Here is a 16,551-nt window from a genome sequence, read left to right on the forward strand (position 1 = left end):
GTTTAAGCTGAACTTTTTACTTAGCGAATCGCACAGCGGTTTGGTCCAATTTCCATTTCACGCTGTTTTTCTTCATCTGGACTTACTTTCCCCATATTGGTTTCACGGATTTCTTGATATGCATTTGGCTGCGGCGGTAAATTATCTGTTACTAAGTGTCTGAACTCTGCTTCGTCTTTGATGTTTAATCCATGATTTTTCGCAAACAAAGTACCTAACTTTTCAGCTACGCTGCCGTTATCATTTAGCTCATCAATAATCATAAAATGAGCTGGCAATACGATTAACTCATCTGATAATGCTTTATAGCGTTTATAAAGCGTCTCGCGAAGATCGCCTACCCAGTCTTCAGCCATACCAGCTAAATCAGGACGTCCAATTGAATCGATGAACAAAATATCACCTGAAAGTAAGTATTGATCGTCTACGATAAAAGAAGTTGATCCAATCGTATGACCCGGTGAATAAAGAGGCTGAATCGTAATCATTGTGTTACCAATCACGACATCACTGCCTTCTTCTAACGCCTTGTAGTCAAAAATCACTTCTTCTGCATCTTTTGGAGGCAGCCAGTACGCTGCATTTGTTGCTTCAGCAATAACTCTTCCTCCTGAAATGTGATCTGCATGAAGGTGCGTATCAAACACATGCTTAACAGTGACACCAAGTTCTTTGGCAAAGTTAATATACACATCCGCCATACGCGTCGCATCAATAATAGCCGCTTCACCGTTTGATACGACCATATAAGATAAGCATCCTTTACCGATACGAACAAACTGATAGATCTCTCCGCCATCTTTTAAATCTCCGACTTTAACAGGCTCTAAATATTCACTCCACGCTTTCATACCGCCTTTAAGGTACGATACGGTAAGCCCCTCTTCTGAAAGCATGTCAGCTACCATCACGGATGAACCTTCTTTGGCGCAGACAACTAATACTTCTTTATCAGAAGGGATTTTTTCTAAGATTTCTTCTACTCCGTCTAAAAGATCGAAGTATGGAACATTTAAATGCTGAAATTGATGACCTTCAATTTTCCAATCGCTAAAATCACTTTCGTTACGAACGTCCAAGATAAATAACGCTTCTTTATTGATAATTTTAGATGTAACTTCTTTTGCAGTAAGTACATGTACTGTCATATTAAAATACCTCCTATAGTATTTTTTCAGTTATAGTCATTCGTTAAAATTAAAAGGTTAATGACACATTTGCATCTTTGGCGAAATCTAAAAACGTAACAGCTCCGCCTACTTCAATACCGTCTACAAAATCTTCTTTTGTTAATCCCATTACATCCATTGTCATTTGACAGCCAATGAATTTAACACCCATTTCTTGCGCCATTTCAACAAGCTCCGGAATAGACGGGACATTTGCTTTTTGAAAACCTTCAGCGAAATGCTCTTTCCCTGCAGGCATAGTTAATTGTTTATGTCCCTCTCTATGAATAAGATTTAACCCTTCAAATGTAAAGAAAATCGATACTTCTTGATCGCTTGCTGCCGCCGCAGTGGCAATGTTAAATACTTTATATGCATCAAATAATCCACCGTTTGCTGCGATAATTGCTACTTTTGAACTCAATTTAGTTCCTCCTTTATTTGGTTATTTACTCTGTTTTACCTGTCCAGTCACGCATACCAGGAACCACATTAATTAAGTTTTTAAACCCTTGCTTTTTCATCGTTTGCCCTGCCATTTCACTTCGTCTTCCAGAGTGGCAAATAATGTAAATTTCATTCTCTTTATTTAGCTCATTCGAACGTTTTTCTACTTCACCAAGCGGAATATGAACTACGCCTGGAATATGAGCTTCATCGTATTCTTCTACTTCACGAACGTCTAAAATATGAAGATGTTCATCATTCTCTACTTTTTTCGCAAATTCTTCTAATGAAATTTCAGGAATTGGCGTTACGTTTTCTTCAGCGCCGCCTTTACGAAGAAAGTGGTGAAGAACGTCACCTGCTGCCTCGGTACCTAAATACTCATGACCTGTGCTTTTTGCCCACGCTTGTAAGTCAGCCGTAGAGCCTTTATCCGTTGCTTGAATTTTTAGTACTTGACCTGCTTCTAATTCATTCATTTTCTTCTTTGTTCTTACGATTGGCATTGGGCATGCTAACCCTTTTGCATCTAATACGAAGTTTGCTTGCATCATTTCTTTTTCCTCCTTGGTTTAAATACTAGTAGGGGTATATTTTTATCTAAAAAAATTAGACCGTTTCCCCTTTCCATTCCATCATTCCGCCTGTCATATTCGTTACATTGTAGCCTTGCTGCTCAAGAAAACGAGCTGCCATTCCGCTTCTGCCTCCAGAACGACAGACAACAATGTAGTGGTTTGTTTTGTCTAACTCATGCATACGGAATTCTAATAAAGGAAGCGGGATATTTAACGCGTTTGGAATTTTACCTATTTTTACTTCCTCTACTTCACGCACATCTAAAATGTGAATTTGTTCTTGTTTTTTTACTAATTGTTCTACTTCTTGTGCCGCTATTGTCTTCACGCTACGTCTCCTCCTTCTTGATTTATCTCCACGTATTCATGCCGCCTTTAATGTTGGTGATAGATGTAAAACCTTGCTTTTTCAAAAGCTTACTTGCTTTCATACTTCTCATTCCGCTTTGACAAATAACGACTACTTCTCTGTCTTTTGAAAGCTGGCCTGTTTGCGCAGGCAGTTCTGGTAAAGGAATGTTTCGAAATCCTTTAATGTGTTTAGTCCGAAATTCATGCGGTGTTCGCACATCGATAAACTGTTTATGTTTATTTTTTAACTCTGCTTTTAATTCCATCGTCGATATTTGCTGTATTCCTTTTACTGGTGCAAAACGCTGATACAAAAACCACAAAAGAAAGACGATAATAAGCGCATTGATAATCATATTAACCCTCGCTTCATTGAGTTATCTTTTAGATGAATAAGTTTACGTTTCCGTCTTCTGCGTCGGCTAAATACGCCGCTACGCCCGCATATTCAATATTATCTAGCAGTTCTTTTTCCTGTAATCCTAGAAGATCCATCGTCATCGTACAAGCCACTAGCTTCACATCTTGTTCTTGTGCCATTTCGATAAGCTGCGGCAGCGTTAGAGCATTATGCTTTTTCATTACGTTTTTAATCATTTTAGGTCCCATACCTGCAAAGTTCATTTTAGATAAGCCCATTTTATCCGCACCGCGCGGCATCATTTTGCCAAACATCTTTTCTAAAAATCCTTTTTTCACCGGCACCATTTCTTCTTTACGAAGCGCATTCAATCCCCAAAACGTATGGAATATCGTCACTTCATGGTCATAAGCAGCCGCTCCGTTGGCAATAATATAAGCTGCCATCGCTTTGTCATAATCACCGCTAAATAATACAATTGTTGTTCGTTTCTTTTGTTCAGTCATGTTGTTCCTCCTACTACCCTATGGGGTATATTTGTTTTTAAAAAAAATTAGGCTTTTTGAATGTAAAAGATAAATGTACTGCCTTCTTCTTTAAAATCAATAAGTTCGTGTCCTGTTGATTTTGCCCACGCTGTTAAATCACTTTTAGCACCTTTATCTGTCGTTTGCACTTCTAATACTTGGCCTGTTGTTAAAGTATCCATTGCTTTTTTTGTTTTTACGATTGGCATTGGACACGCTAATCCTTTTGCATCTAAAACTTGATCAATTTTCATCGTATTTCTCTCTCCTTTTTATATACATATACCTGTAAGGGTATACTATACTAAATAATGATATTCGTCAACCTTAAACAAGGTGACAATGATTAACGACTTTTCACTAACAGCTGTACAGCTTCTTTCACTAAACCTTCCGTTGGCTCTCCTTGCTCCAGGCTTTCTCTGACGCACTGTTCAAGATTGCTGCTCACAATAACTCCCATTGTGCGATCAATGGCACTTCTTACAGCAGATAATTGAGTCACGACGTCTCGGCAGTCTTTTCCTTGCTCCATCATGCTAAGCACGCCTTTTAGCTGCCCTTCAATTCGGCGCAGGCGATTTTTCACCTGTTGGTTATACTCCATAATCAAATACCCCTTTCTTTCCTTTACTTTTACACTTACATGCTGCTAACTCATAGCTGCGTACTTCAAAACCTTTTTTTCGTAAGAACCTTACGCCCAAATTTAACTCCACTCTATCTCCGGCAATCAGATGAACACTGCCCTGTGGAATTTCTGAATAAAAGCGTTTTAGATACGCATACGGAATAACTATACCAATAGAATCGCGAACTTCATGGTAATGACGAATATCTACAACCGTTCGCCCAAGTTCTTTTGCTTCAGATTCACGTATGCACTGTATTCCTTTAACGGGATAATAACGTCTGTATGCAATAAATAAAATAGCAAGCAACAACACTGCTATATAGAGCATAACAATCACCGCCTTGCTATTGAATTAATGTTGTTTACATGCTCTACATTATACCCATATAGGTATATTGTCAAGCGAGAAAATTATATTTAATTTTGCTCATTTACATAGTTGCTTTACCTCGAACTAGTCCATTTTATACAGCTTAGGCATTATGAATGTTGGTCTTTAACTCGCTTTATATATGTACCCCCTACCCTATTGACCAAACATATTTTTCATCATCGTCGCTCGTATACAGCGCTGAAAATCAAGCTTACTGCATCATTCACGTCTACACACAAAAGATCCAGTTCCCAAGGAGAACCGGACCTTTTATGGTAAAAAGCTGATTAGCTTTGATGATAAATATTATGCCATTGATTCCACGAACTGTGTGGATGCTGCTGGTGCCACTGATTCCATGGCACATATGGATTTTGCTGATGCCATTGATTCCACGTACCGTGCGGATACTGATGATGCCACTGATTCCAAGGTGTGTATGGATGTTGTTGATGCCATTGATTCCATGTGCCGTGCGGATACTGTTTATGCCACTGCTCCCACGGTACATGAGGATGTTGCTGATGCCATTGATTCCACGTGCCTTGAGGATGCTGATGATGCCATTGTTCCCATGGAATATAATGTTGCTGTCCTTGATGCATATTTCGTCAACTCCTTTTCCTTTGCCACATCATATGTTCTTTTTAGAATTTAGAGCTTATCTATTTTAAAATATAGGCGTTTGATTAATTATGAATTAAATTACGTATTTCTTCTCTTTACTTATAGGCATGAGCTCTTGTTTTATAAGTGGAAGCACGTATTTATGTAGAAGTATAGAATGAATATTTCTTATGATTCACCTTATTGCTAATAATATTTCTTTCAGGGGTCTATGTTTTTTGGGATGCATTTGTCTTCCCATGAAAAAAACACCTTCTCATTCGAGAAGGTGTTTAAGAATTAACCTACAATATTGTAACCAGCGTCTACGTGTACGATTTCTCCCGTTACGCCGCGTGAAAGATGGCTCAATAATACAACCGTCATGTCGCCAACTTCTGCTTGCGTTACGTTACGCTTAAGAGGTGCTTTTTCTTCAACTTTGTGAAGAATTTGGTTAAAGTCAGAAATGCCTTTTGCTGCAAGCGTACGAATTGGACCTGCTGAAATAGCATTTACGCGGATATTGTCTTTTCCTAAGTCTAATGCTAAGTATTTTACTGAAGACTCAAGCGCTGCTTTCGCTACGCCCATTACGTTATAGCCTTCAACTGCGCGCTCTGCACCAAGATAGCTCATCGCTACAAGAGAACCGCCTTCTGTCATAAGAGGTTTTGCTGCTTTTGCTACCGCGATAAATGAATAAGCGCTTGTATCTTGAGCAAATGCATATCCGCTTCTTGATGTATTGATGAACTCACCGTTTAAATCCTCTGAGTGAGCAAACGCAACAGAGTGAATCACTCCGTGAACTGTGCCTGCTTCTTCTCCGATTTTCTTGAACGCTGCTTCAATGCTTTCATCGCTGTTCACGTCACATTCAGCAATTAGTGATGCTTGAATTTCATTTTTTTCTAGCAGCTTGTTCAATTTTCCTAGTGAACGTTCTTTACGGTATGTAAAAATTAAGTTTGCTCCTACTTGGTGAAGGGCTTTTGCAACACCCCAAGCAATACTTCTGTCGTTGGCAACTCCCATGATCACAATGTTCTTGTTCTTTAATTGTAATAAATCTTCCATATTATCCTCCAAAAAAAATTAGTCATCAATGATGACTAATAGGTAATTGTATAGCTTTATTATAGCACAAAGATGCGCTTAGTTCCTAAGAGTCTTATGAATTAACCGATTTTGCTCTATAAATAATCTCCTACTTATCCGAATCCTGCAGCCATGCTTGTGTTGTTTCAGCAAATTTTTTGGCTGCAGGTGAAAGATGATAACGAGTAGCTAGACCAATTGAACGGTAGCTGTCTACTTGAAACGGAATCGCACGCAGCTCTTGCGGGATCGAATCCAAAAGCATTTCAGGTAAAATGCTAATTCCTAAGTGATGCGTAACCATCGATAAAATAGCACTTTCATCCATTAATTCAAAACGAATGTCAGGCTGAATGCCACGTTCCTCAAACAGTTGCTTAATATCATGATAACCGCCGTATGTCGGCATAATAAACGGTTCTTTCTCTAGATCTTCAAAAGAAACGGTTTTCTGATGGTATAGAGCACTTTGATTCGATACGACGCACAGCAGCCGGTCTTTTTTTAAAGAAATAATATGAAATTGACTTGAATGCGTAATGTTGATAAAGCCGCAGTCTATTTCTCCGCTCAGCAGCCACTGTTCAATTTCAAGGTAGTCGCCTTCCTTGAGCTGAATTTGAATGTCAGGGTAGTTTTTCTCCATCAGCCGAATAATTTCAGGAAGCCATTTGGTTGACACGCTTTTAAAAATACCGATTTTAATCATTCCTTTTGCAAGACCCAATAGGCTGGCTGCTTCTTGATGAACTTTTTCATTTTCTTGCAGCACTTTCCGAATAGCAAGCAGCATCGTTTCGCCTTCTGTTGTTAAGGTAATCCCCGCCCTGTTTCGATTTACAAGCGGAAAGCCAAATTCCGATTCAAGATTTGTAATGGCATGACTGACCGCTGACTGCGTGAGCGCCATCGCATCTGCCGCTTTTGTAAAGCTTTGCAATTCCGCTACTTTGTTTAAAATTTCGTATTTTACTAAGCTCATTTTACCCCGCCTCAACATGAATTTAATTCATGCTCATCATTATAAAGATTCATTTTATTAATATCAAATTCCTTTGTATACTGTGAGTACATGATAAACAATGGAGGGTTGAACGTGAGTTACCGCACACGAGCAAATATGATGATGATTGGGGTAAACGTATTTTGGGGTATGTCGTACGTGTTTATGAAAATGGGGCTGAGTTCACTCGGATCATTTACCATTATTGCGCTTAGATGTTTGATTGCTTTTTTCATTGCCGGGCTGTTTTTTCATAAGCCTTTACGGCAAATCACGCGCAAAACGATTTTATCATCCGCTATTTTAGGCTTTTTACTGTTTTCCGTTTTTGCATTTGTCACGTTTGGCGTCAGCATGACGTCTGCTTCAAACGCCGGATTTCTTGTCAGTTTAACGGTCATTTTTGTTCCGTTGCTCCACTGCTTGTTAGTGAAGAAGCTTCCTTCTTGGCCGATTGGGCTTGGTGTTATCACTACCCTAACCGGTATAGGTGTTTTAACTTTAAAGCACTCCTTTCATATGAATGCTGGTGATTTACTTTGCATCGGGACCGCACTATGTTATGCCATTCATATTACGTTAACTGGCACGTTTACAAAGAATGAAAATCCAATTGCTCTCGGCATTTTACAGCTGGGCTTTGCTGGATTATTTGCACTGATTTGCAGCTTTTTATTTGAACACCCTAGCATCCCAACTACTTTATCATCATGGATTGCAATATTAGGTCTTGGCGTTTTTTGCAGCGCGATTGGATTCATTTGTCAAGCCATTGCCCAGCGCTACACAACTCCTACTCACACAGGACTTATTTTTGCAACGGAGCCTATTTTTGCTGCGCTGTTTGCCGTTCTTTTTTTGCATGAGCTGTTTACGCTTAAAGAACTGATTGGTTCTGTTATTGTGGTTGCGGGGATTTTAATTGCTCAGTTAGACAATTTGCTACTTAAAAAAAGAGTTCATTATCAAGAGACATTGCCAAAGTAAAAGCCGCTAGATTTATGAATCTAGCGGCTCACTTTATACCTTATATGTATAAAACTTCTTATCTACGTTCATCACCGGGAAATTCTCAGGCAGCTTTTCTTTCTCTATATGTTGAAACCCATTTTTCTCATAAAATCGATGAGCAGCTCTATATTGTAACGTGGTTCCTAAATATATTCTTTCCACTTCTCTCTCTTTTGCCCACGCGATGGCTGTATGCAATAACCGGTGAGCTGTTTTCAAGGTTGCTCCTCTATAAGACTTTGCTACAAACATTTTCCGCAGCGCTACTTGACGGCTGCCAATGTCTATTAAAGCTACGCTTCCTACTACTCTTTCGTTGCAAACAGCAACCCAGAAGTTTCCGTTTCCCTGTTGATAAAAGCTTTCGATTTCAAACAAATCAGGCTGATCTTTTTCCGTTATTGGAATTTGGTATTCTTGCTGCTGAATATGAAGAATTAAATCCACTACTTGCTGTTGATACTTGCTAGCATATGGCTCAATAATGATACTTTCACTCAAAACCTCCACCGCCTCTAATCAGTTTACTCCATCTTACTTTTGACTGTTTTTAATACTGCACAGCCTATGTTCATTATAAAACCAATCACAGCACCTGCAAGAATCGATATCACACCTACAGCGATAAAATTGCCTTTAGTCGGCTGAAATAAATTCATGGAAAGCAAACCAAACATAAAAAGCATGGGAATAAGATAACTCAGCATCTTTTTCAACTTCGCACCTCATTTCCTTATCTTTATAAACCCTGTAACCATTTTATCGTATAGTAATTTCCTATTTATTACAATCATTATCTTATTTCATATTTTTATCGAAAAAATGAAATAAAGTGCCTGCCTCTCGTTCCTTACTAATTGAGAGACAGACACTTTTTTTATAAAACATGACTAGTTGCTTGTAAAAAGAACTGAGATTGTTCGTAGTTGTACGTTACTTTTGAAAAGTCAAACGGCTGGCCGTTGGCTAAGTGAAAAAGCGTTTCAATAAACAATTTAGGATCCCCTTCTTTTAACCCTAAGTACGTGGCTTCTTCTTTGTTCAGCTTGCCAACGTGAAGATACAGATCAGAAAACCCGATTTTTAAGCCAAGTCCTTCTTTAATGTAATGAAAAATAGACTGAGAAACAATTTCGTTATTCAAGTACGTAACGATGGATTTATTATAAAACGATTCTTCTAGACAAAGCGTCTGGCCGTTGATATACCGTACTCTTTTTACATAATAGACATCACTATTTTCTTCTATGTTTAAATTTAACGCGGCTTCTTGCGTCGGCTTTCGTACATCTAACTCAATCACTTCCGACGTTAGCTGAAAATCTTCAAGTTCACTCGTAAATCCTTGATTGGAAAGCAAGCCAATATAGCCTGTTCGTTTATGGCGACGGACAAAAATGCCGCTTCCTCTTACTTGAAAAACCACGCCTTTTTTCTCCAGCAGATCTAGAGCTTTTGTTACCGTACTTTTGCTTGCCTTAAACTGCGCCATCAGCGTTTCTAATACCGGCAGCTTATCTCCTTGCTGAAGCTTATGGTCTTCAATATAGGTTTCAATTTCAATTGCAATTTGTTGGTATTTGATCATAGCTATACCTCTTTACTGAATTTGTCTCAAGAATAACACGATTATACCATAATCTAACTCCATACCATAAACTTTAATTATTCATTAATTATTATTTTATTAGGGTATTGATAAATTGTACCGGTACAATTATACTGAAAGCGTATAATCAACAAAGAGGTTAACAATCACGCCGGTTATTATCACCAATTTAAGCGCTTATCGAGAAGTGATTGTTGAAGATATTGAAAATAGCGGGCTGAATCAAACATTATTTTCCGTAGTGAAATAAGGAGGAACTAACAATGACAAAGATGCCAAAGAATTTTTTATGGGGCGGCGCATTAGCAGCTCATCAATTTGAAGGTGGATGGAACCAAGGCGGAAAAGGACCGAGCGTAGTAGACGTTATGACTGCAGGAGCGCACGGTGTAGCGCGACAAATCACTGAAACAGTGGAAGAAGATAAATTTTATCCGAATCACGAAGCGATTGATTTTTACCACCGCTACAAAGAAGATATCGCGCTGTTTGCAGAAATGGGCTTAAAATGTTTGCGTACGTCGATTGGCTGGAGCCGTATTTTCCCTAAGGGCGATGAAGCTGAGCCAAACGAAGAAGGACTAAAATTCTACGACGATGTATTTGATGAACTGTTAAAGCATGGAATTGAACCGGTTATTACGCTGTCTCACTTTGAAATGCCCCTGCATTTAGCTCGAGAATACGGCGGATTTAGAAGTCGAAAAACGGTGGACTGCTTTGTGAAGTTCGCTGAAGTTTGTTTCGACCGCTATAAAGACAAAGTCACGTACTGGATGACGTTTAATGAAATTAACAACAAAATGGACGTACACAACCCGCTATTCTTATGGACGAACTCAGGTGTTTCTGTAAAGCCGGGTGAAAACGCAAAAGAAGTGATGTATCAAGCAGGACATCATGAACTGCTTGCAAGCGCTCTTGCCGTATCAAAAGGAAAAGAAATTAATCCGAATTTCCAAATCGGAGCGATGGTTTCACATGTGCCAATCTATCCTTATTCTTCAAATCCTGAAGATGTGATGTTAGCAGAAGAAACAATGAGACAGCGCTACTTCTTCCCTGACGTTCAAGTTCGCGGCTATTACCCAAGCTATGCGTTAAAAGAATTCGAACGAGAAGGCTATCATATTCCGTTTGAAGAAGGCGACGAAGAAATTTTACGAAACGGAAAAGTTGATTATTTAGGCTTCAGCTATTACATGTCCACAACGGTTAAAAGCGACGTTGAAGCTGATAACACGGGCGATATCGTAAACGGCGGATTGCCAAACGGCGTAGCAAATCCTTATATCAAATCAAGCGATTGGGGCTGGTCAATTGATCCAACGGGCTTGCGCTATACGTTAAACCGCTTCTACGACCGCTATCAAATTCCGCTGTTCATCGTAGAAAACGGATTTGGTGCCATTGATACGGTTGAAGAAGACGGATCCATTCATGACGCATCACGAATTGAATATTTAAAATCGCACATCGAAGCGTTAGAAAAAGCTGTGATGTACGATGGTGTTGATTTAATGGGCTATACGCCATGGGGAATTATTGATATTGTTTCCTTTACAACAGGCGAAATGAAAAAGCGATACGGCATGATTTATGTCGACCGTGACAACGAAGGAAACGGATCAATGAAGCGCTACAAAAAAGATTCCTTTAACTGGTACAAACATGTAATTGAAACAAATGGTGAAGAACTATAAGAAATTAGAAAAAGCCGGACTCCTGCGTAAAAACATAGGAATCCGGCTTTTTTAAAACGTGTAAAAATAAAGGCAAATACGTTATCTCGGTTTATCTACTAGCTGTGTTTGCGCAATTTCCGTTTGCTTAATTCCCGCTCGTTGAATTTCATCAGCAAACGATTCATGTTTCAGCGTTTTGATGACCTTTTCGCTTCCATCCCGAAGAGTATACACTCTAAATTCATACATACTCTACCCTCTCCTTTAAGCTATGATTGATGCGATACATTAGATGCGCTCCTGTAAAAGCAACTCACAATAGAGGTAACTTTTTTCTCTTCTTTACTTTACCCACTTTTTAGGAAACTAGACAAAGAGATTTAATCTGACGCGATAAAAGCCTTTGCAGCAAGCAAAGGCTTTTATCGATGGAATGTTAGTATTCAAAGATGGTTCCTTTTTTAAATTTTGAATGTTTAAAAGCAAATTTCGTTAAAAGAATATACGCAACTCCTGCAACTACCACTCCTATAATCCAGCCTAAATCGACTTCGATAAATGCAGCACCTGCGCCGATGAGCATCGCAAGCATGGCGCATGGATTGTAGCCGGAAAACGGCCCTTTTTCTTGATACAATTCTTCTACGTTTACTCTTTGTTTTCGTAAAATATAGTAATCAACCAGTAAAATAGAAACAATTGGACCTAAAAAAGCAGAGTAAATCAAAATGAACAGCCCAAGACCTGCAGCTGACGAATCTTGAACAAGCACCCAAGGGAACGAGCAAAAGGCAAGGAGTCCAGTAATGGTCACCGCCACTTTATAATTTGCTTTTGTCAGCAGCGTAATCACATACGTAGGTGGAATAATGTTCGCCACCATGTTTACGGCAATAACGCCAATCACAATAAAAGCCGATACAGCGACGGTGATATACGAATTATCCACTACAACCGCGAACGCTTTAACTGGATTGGAAATACCCGTAGCAGAAGCAAGCATTGCCCCGATTGTAAGAACGAATCCATAGGCTACTAGAATTGGTGTAAAGTATAAGAACCCACGCTTTGTGTCGCTAATTCCTGGCTTCAGTTCTCTAGAGTAATCGGCTGCGCTTAGAAAAATCGCTGCATAATTCCCCATGAACATCATAATGAAAGAAAAGAACGGAAGTCCCCATGAACCTTTTGTATGTACCCACTTCTCCCCTACTACCTCACTATGAGAAGTTAAAAGAACACCAAATACGTAAACAAGGCCAAGCAATATGATGATTGAAGCAAGCATCTCTACCCATTTAACCGCGTGGAAGCTGTACAGGGAAAGCACGATTTGCAGCAGCTGAAGGATAATAAAGCAAAGAACAAGATTGTCAAAAGACCCTTTACTCACAATTTTCCCGATTTCGTTTAAAGCGGTACCGCCTGTCCAGCTTTGGAAACCATACCAAATGATAGCTGGAATACCTCGTAAAAGAGACGATATGACGGATCCTTTTATTCCAAAAGACATTCGAAGCTGCATCACATACGGTATGCCCGTCTTATAGCCAATTCGATCGTTTAACACAAAAAAAGTAGAAATAATACCAATGGCAATAATCGCTGCCACAAACGTTTGAAAAAGATTTAATACCGCAGTACCTGCTACTACTAAGCTTGCGCCAAGCGTCATATTTCCTAAATTAACGCCGTCTCCAATCCACATAAACATATAAGACATCGGAGTTAGCTTTCGATCACTTTCCGCTTTTGGCTTCAGTGACGGATCAAGACCTGCATCTTGATGAGAATGCACCTCTTCTATAACGGAACTTGTTGCATTTGTAGACACTATACACTCAACTCCTTTTGTGTGATGTTTCCACCCTAATTTCTAACATTAGATGTAAGTTAACTTAACATGTACATAGTGTATACGAATTCCAACGCAAGTTCATTATTATTTTTGTGAATTTTCTGATATTATTTTGTGCGGTTTGACTAATTTTTGACCTCAACTCACAACATACAGGAGTTGATGATAATAAAAAATCCAAGCGCTTACAATAAGCGCTTGGATGAATCAGCTAGTATTTATTTTTCACAGGCAATGTAGTCTTTATCTCGATCTAGCTTTGTATTGGCATCATACAGTGATTTTGACACATACGGTTTGTGCTTTGTTTTGCCGCCTTTATTTGTTACATTAGCCGCACGAGCTACGCCGCCTTTGTAGTCTTTGTTTAATTCCGTACAGTTTTTGTAAGATTTAGCTGCCGCATCTACGTTTGAAACTGTGCTAAAAGATACGCTCGTTAATAAACCGAAAGATAGAACAATTGGAAAAATCTTTTTCATAAGAGATACTTCCTTCCTATATTTTTTCTAATTAATAATAGAATGTTCTATCGATCTTTTCAATCTTTTTTTTACATTTAAACTACTACTATCCAATTTTATTTACGAGTAACTTTAAGAGTCTTCACCGCTTGTTTAGCCGCTTCTGCAATTAGTTTATCATTATACTCCGCATCTTTTTCCGCACGATTGGAAAGGATCGCAAGAACAATTGGATCTCCTTTTGGCGGCCAAAGGATAGCAATATCATTTCGCGTCGCGTATGAGCCTGCGCCTGTCTTGTCGGCTACTTCCCAGCTTTTCGGCACGCCCGCTCGTATTAACGCATCCCCTGTTGTGTTTCGCTTCATCCAATCTGTTAAAAGTGCACGTTTGTCTTCAGGAAGTGCCTGTCCAAGTACATATTTTTGAAGACTTGCAGCGAGTGCTCTTGGTGTACTTGTATCGTGGGTTTCTCCTGGATTCACTTCATTTAAATCCGGTTCAAAGCGCTCAGGCAGCGTCACATCGTCTCCTATGTTTTCTAAAGCTTCTTTAAATCCATCCGGTCCGCCCAGCTGCTGCAGAATTAAGTTCCCTGCCGTATTATCGCTGTAGCGAAGCGATGCATCCGCGAGTTCTCGAAGAGTCATACCTGTATCCACGTGTTTTTCTGTAATTGGATTGTAGTTCACAAGGTCATCGCGCGTATAAAAGATTCGCTCGTTGAGATCTTCGATTGACTTCTGCTGTAAAAGTGCACCGACAGCGAGAGCTTTATGAGTAGACGCATAAGCAAAACGCTCATCCGGATGATACGTTACCGTTTTATTTGTACCCGTATCTAATGCAAAAACGCCCAGATTCGCATCATATTTTTCTTCAAGCTTAGCAAACTCTCGATCACTCTTAGTTTCTTGCCTTTGACAATTTACCGTTTCAGCATGTACCTCGCTGCTCGAAAAGCTTACAGCCGCCGCGCACGACAGAGCGAGTACAGGCATCATTTTTTTTAGCTTTGAAGTACGAAACATCTCTTTCCATGTCTTCATTACCCTTCAACACCTTTCCAAAAAGTATTTAGTATGTATTCTCTTAGGTAGAGATTACCAACAATTCTATTTTATCAATTGTTTACCCTTACAAACATGATAGCTTTATCACATTTGTATAATAAAAGTGGCTCACACTGAAGATGAGCAGTATAAAAATCGTAAGTATTTTAAAAAACAGGCGGTGTGACTGAGAATAAAATCACGGCTTTCTCCTCAAACGGATTGTCCCATTTGTGTTTCAGGTGCGAAGGGATTTTGACGCTGTCTCCTTTTTCTAGCACGTATACTTCCTCTTCCAAATACACCTTAATTTTTCCTTCTAAGACATATGCCACTTCCTCTCCTTTATGCGCTAAAGGAGATTCTGATGAAGACTTCATCGGCGGTATTTCCATAATCGCCGTAGCTAGATTTCCCGTAAAGTCTGGTGATACTAGCGAATACGTTAACTCTTTTACTTTCATCGTTGTACGCTCGTTCGACCGTACGACTAAATGAGAGGTATTTATTTCTTCAAGTAAAAAACTGAAAGTAGGAACATCGAGGCATTTAGCTAAAATTTTAAGCGTGGAAATGGACGGATTAGCTAATCCTCGCTCAATTTGACTTAACATAGACGGCGTAATCTCCGCTAATTTGGCTAATTCTCGACTGCTTAGCCCCTTTGCTTTTCGAAATTTCTCTACTTTTTTTCCAATATCTATGTTTTCCATGATGATTCCTCCATAAAAAAACGTTTAATTACATTTAATTTTATTAAATTAAACTTAATAAATAGCGTTACTTATGTTAAATTATATTTAATAAATAAAATACAGTTTAATACTATCACAGTAAGGAGGAAGAAAAAAATGAACGACATCTTCACCTTTTTGATTCTCACACTATTTGTTATTATGAGTCCTGGTATTGATACTGCTCTTATTACCAAACGAACGATGTCAGGTGGACAAACGGGCGGCTATAAAATGGCATTAGGATTAGCGAGCGGCTCTTTAGTTCATACACTCGCCGCTACGTTTGGTTTATCAGCTCTTCTTCTTCAGTCAGCTCTGGCATTTGAAATCGTAAAATATGCAGGAGCCCTGTACTTAATGTACTTAGGAATCTCTGCTTTTCTTTCTAAAAAAACCGATACAGTTTCTCCTATAAAAGAGGAGAAGTCAAAGGAAACATCCGCTTTTCGTCAAGGTCTTGTCTCAAACGTCCTTAATCCAAAAGTGGCGGTGTTTTTCTTAACTTTTTTACCTCAATTTGTTCAAAGTGATCAAAACGTAACGCTTCAATTACTTCTGATGGGAATAACCTATACGATCCTTGCTATCACGTGGTTTTTCGTATTCGTCTTTTTTATTAACTATTTACGAAAATGGCTCACAACACCTAGCGTTCAGCGCTTTATGGATAAAGCAACGGGCGTCGTGTTAATTGGGTTTGGATTAAAGCTTGCTTTTGAAAAACATAAATAACAAAAGTATGTTAGTTGAAGAAAGTTCCAAACGAGTTTGATTCTTGATGGAGAATTAAACTCATTTGGATTTTTTTATTGTGATAGTGAACGTAGGTCTAATCAGGTGCTTCTAGCTATTGATTGGAGGGCAAGACGAAGACTCCTGTGGGAAAAGCGGGAATGGTGAGACCCCGCAGGAGCATACGCGACGAGGAGGCTCACCGCCCGCCCGCGGAAAGCGAAGTCTTGCACGGAAATTAATGGCGGTGTCA

At 39.2% G+C, this 16,551-nt stretch carries 23 protein-coding genes; 3 read left to right on the forward strand and 20 right to left on the reverse strand.

What is annotated here, in order from left to right; genetic code table 11:
* Positions 1–20 precede the first annotated feature (20 nt).
* The 12 genes from AC0KUU_RS20005 to AC0KUU_RS20060 all read right to left on the reverse strand — a co-directional run bounded on the left by AC0KUU_RS20005 (position 21) and on the right by AC0KUU_RS20060 (position 7,129).
* On the reverse strand, positions 21–1,148 hold the full coding sequence (locus AC0KUU_RS20005) for an MBL fold metallo-hydrolase (protein ID WP_322552280.1): 1,128 nt from the start codon (positions 1,146–1,148) through the stop codon (positions 21–23).
* A gap of 49 nt (positions 1,149–1,197) precedes the next feature.
* Complete coding sequence (locus AC0KUU_RS20010) at positions 1,198–1,593, reverse strand: DsrE/DsrF/DrsH-like family protein (protein WP_043981329.1); 396 nt, start codon at positions 1,591–1,593, stop codon at positions 1,198–1,200.
* A gap of 25 nt (positions 1,594–1,618) precedes the next feature.
* Positions 1,619–2,170 (reverse strand): sulfurtransferase TusA family protein, encoded by a 552-nt coding sequence (locus AC0KUU_RS20015; RefSeq protein WP_322552281.1) that lies wholly within the window; start codon positions 2,168–2,170, stop codon positions 1,619–1,621.
* Positions 2,171–2,225: 55 nt separating this feature from the next.
* Complete coding sequence (locus AC0KUU_RS20020) at positions 2,226–2,522, reverse strand: rhodanese-like domain-containing protein (RefSeq protein ID WP_043981327.1); 297 nt, start codon at positions 2,520–2,522, stop codon at positions 2,226–2,228.
* A 22-nt stretch (positions 2,523–2,544) separates the two neighbouring features.
* Positions 2,545–2,901: a rhodanese-like domain-containing protein gene (locus AC0KUU_RS20025; protein WP_043981326.1), complete on the reverse strand. Its 357-nt coding sequence runs from the start codon at positions 2,899–2,901 to the stop codon at positions 2,545–2,547.
* 28 nt (positions 2,902–2,929) lie between these two features.
* Positions 2,930–3,412 carry a DsrE/DsrF/DrsH-like family protein gene (locus AC0KUU_RS20030; protein WP_013058040.1) on the reverse strand — a complete coding sequence of 161 codons (483 nt, stop codon included), beginning with the start codon at positions 3,410–3,412 and terminating at the stop codon, positions 2,930–2,932.
* A 47-nt stretch (positions 3,413–3,459) separates the two neighbouring features.
* Complete coding sequence (locus AC0KUU_RS20035; RefSeq protein ID WP_102813581.1) at positions 3,460–3,687, reverse strand: sulfurtransferase TusA family protein; 228 nt, start codon at positions 3,685–3,687, stop codon at positions 3,460–3,462.
* A gap of 92 nt (positions 3,688–3,779) precedes the next feature.
* On the reverse strand, positions 3,780–4,040 hold the full coding sequence (locus tag AC0KUU_RS20040; RefSeq protein ID WP_098248003.1) for a metal-sensitive transcriptional regulator: 261 nt from the start codon (positions 4,038–4,040) through the stop codon (positions 3,780–3,782).
* Positions 4,030–4,395, reverse strand: coding sequence for a hypothetical protein (locus AC0KUU_RS20045; protein WP_057234884.1), 366 nt, complete (start codon positions 4,393–4,395; stop codon positions 4,030–4,032). The genes AC0KUU_RS20040 and AC0KUU_RS20045 overlap by 11 nt, the downstream gene beginning before the upstream one ends.
* 332 nt (positions 4,396–4,727) lie before the next feature.
* Entirely contained in the window at positions 4,728–5,045 is a 318-nt protein-coding gene (locus AC0KUU_RS20050; RefSeq protein WP_025750968.1) for a hypothetical protein, read from the reverse strand.
* A 301-nt stretch (positions 5,046–5,346) separates the two neighbouring features.
* Complete coding sequence (gene fabI, locus AC0KUU_RS20055; protein WP_014459159.1) at positions 5,347–6,126, reverse strand: enoyl-ACP reductase FabI; 780 nt, start codon at positions 6,124–6,126, stop codon at positions 5,347–5,349.
* Positions 6,127–6,256: 130 nt separating this feature from the next.
* Entirely contained in the window at positions 6,257–7,129 is an 873-nt protein-coding gene (locus AC0KUU_RS20060) for a LysR family transcriptional regulator (protein WP_280560008.1), read from the reverse strand.
* A gap of 114 nt (positions 7,130–7,243) precedes the next feature.
* On the opposite strand from AC0KUU_RS20060, the gene AC0KUU_RS20065 reads away from it, so the two are divergent.
* On the forward strand, positions 7,244–8,137 hold the full coding sequence (locus AC0KUU_RS20065) for a DMT family transporter (protein WP_043981321.1): 894 nt from the start codon (positions 7,244–7,246) through the stop codon (positions 8,135–8,137).
* 33 nt (positions 8,138–8,170) lie between these two features.
* On the opposite strand, the gene AC0KUU_RS20070 is transcribed toward AC0KUU_RS20065, so the two are convergent.
* The 3 genes from AC0KUU_RS20070 to AC0KUU_RS20080 form a co-directional block, all read right to left on the reverse strand.
* A complete protein-coding gene (locus tag AC0KUU_RS20070) occupies positions 8,171–8,662 on the reverse strand; it encodes a GNAT family N-acetyltransferase (protein WP_280560009.1) in 492 nt (163 codons plus the stop codon).
* A 23-nt stretch (positions 8,663–8,685) separates the two neighbouring features.
* Positions 8,686–8,868, reverse strand: coding sequence for a hypothetical protein (locus AC0KUU_RS20075; protein WP_280560729.1), 183 nt, complete (start codon positions 8,866–8,868; stop codon positions 8,686–8,688).
* 170 nt (positions 8,869–9,038) lie between these two features.
* Positions 9,039–9,749 carry a GntR family transcriptional regulator gene (locus AC0KUU_RS20080; protein WP_043981319.1) on the reverse strand — a complete coding sequence of 237 codons (711 nt, stop codon included), beginning with the start codon at positions 9,747–9,749 and terminating at the stop codon, positions 9,039–9,041.
* A gap of 284 nt (positions 9,750–10,033) precedes the next feature.
* Between AC0KUU_RS20080 and bglA the strand changes: the two genes are divergently transcribed.
* Positions 10,034–11,473, forward strand: coding sequence for a 6-phospho-beta-glucosidase BglA (gene bglA / locus AC0KUU_RS20085; protein ID WP_043981318.1), 1,440 nt, complete (start codon positions 10,034–10,036; stop codon positions 11,471–11,473).
* Positions 11,474–11,554: 81 nt separating this feature from the next.
* On the opposite strand, the gene AC0KUU_RS20090 is transcribed toward bglA, so the two are convergent.
* From AC0KUU_RS20090 to AC0KUU_RS20110, 5 genes are all read right to left on the reverse strand, one after another.
* The gene (locus tag AC0KUU_RS20090; protein WP_013058052.1) at positions 11,555–11,704 is read right to left on the reverse strand and encodes a hypothetical protein; all 150 of its coding nucleotides are present in this window, start codon (positions 11,702–11,704) and stop codon (positions 11,555–11,557) included.
* A 187-nt stretch (positions 11,705–11,891) separates the two neighbouring features.
* Complete coding sequence (locus AC0KUU_RS20095; protein ID WP_043981317.1) at positions 11,892–13,289, reverse strand: NCS1 family transporter; 1,398 nt, start codon at positions 13,287–13,289, stop codon at positions 11,892–11,894.
* 242 nt (positions 13,290–13,531) lie between these two features.
* On the reverse strand, positions 13,532–13,795 hold the full coding sequence (locus AC0KUU_RS20100; RefSeq protein WP_043981316.1) for an excalibur calcium-binding domain-containing protein: 264 nt from the start codon (positions 13,793–13,795) through the stop codon (positions 13,532–13,534).
* A gap of 98 nt (positions 13,796–13,893) precedes the next feature.
* Positions 13,894–14,826 (reverse strand): class A beta-lactamase, encoded by a 933-nt coding sequence (gene bla, locus AC0KUU_RS20105; protein ID WP_043981315.1) that lies wholly within the window; start codon positions 14,824–14,826, stop codon positions 13,894–13,896.
* 170 nt (positions 14,827–14,996) lie between these two features.
* Positions 14,997–15,542: a cupin domain-containing protein gene (locus AC0KUU_RS20110; protein WP_043981314.1), complete on the reverse strand. Its 546-nt coding sequence runs from the start codon at positions 15,540–15,542 to the stop codon at positions 14,997–14,999.
* A 138-nt stretch (positions 15,543–15,680) separates the two neighbouring features.
* Between AC0KUU_RS20110 and AC0KUU_RS20115 the strand changes: the two genes are divergently transcribed.
* Complete coding sequence (locus AC0KUU_RS20115) at positions 15,681–16,298, forward strand: LysE family translocator (protein WP_043981313.1); 618 nt, start codon at positions 15,681–15,683, stop codon at positions 16,296–16,298.
* The last annotated feature ends 253 nt before the right edge of the window (positions 16,299–16,551 follow it).

This window comes from Priestia sp. ST2 (genome assembly GCF_055810735.1).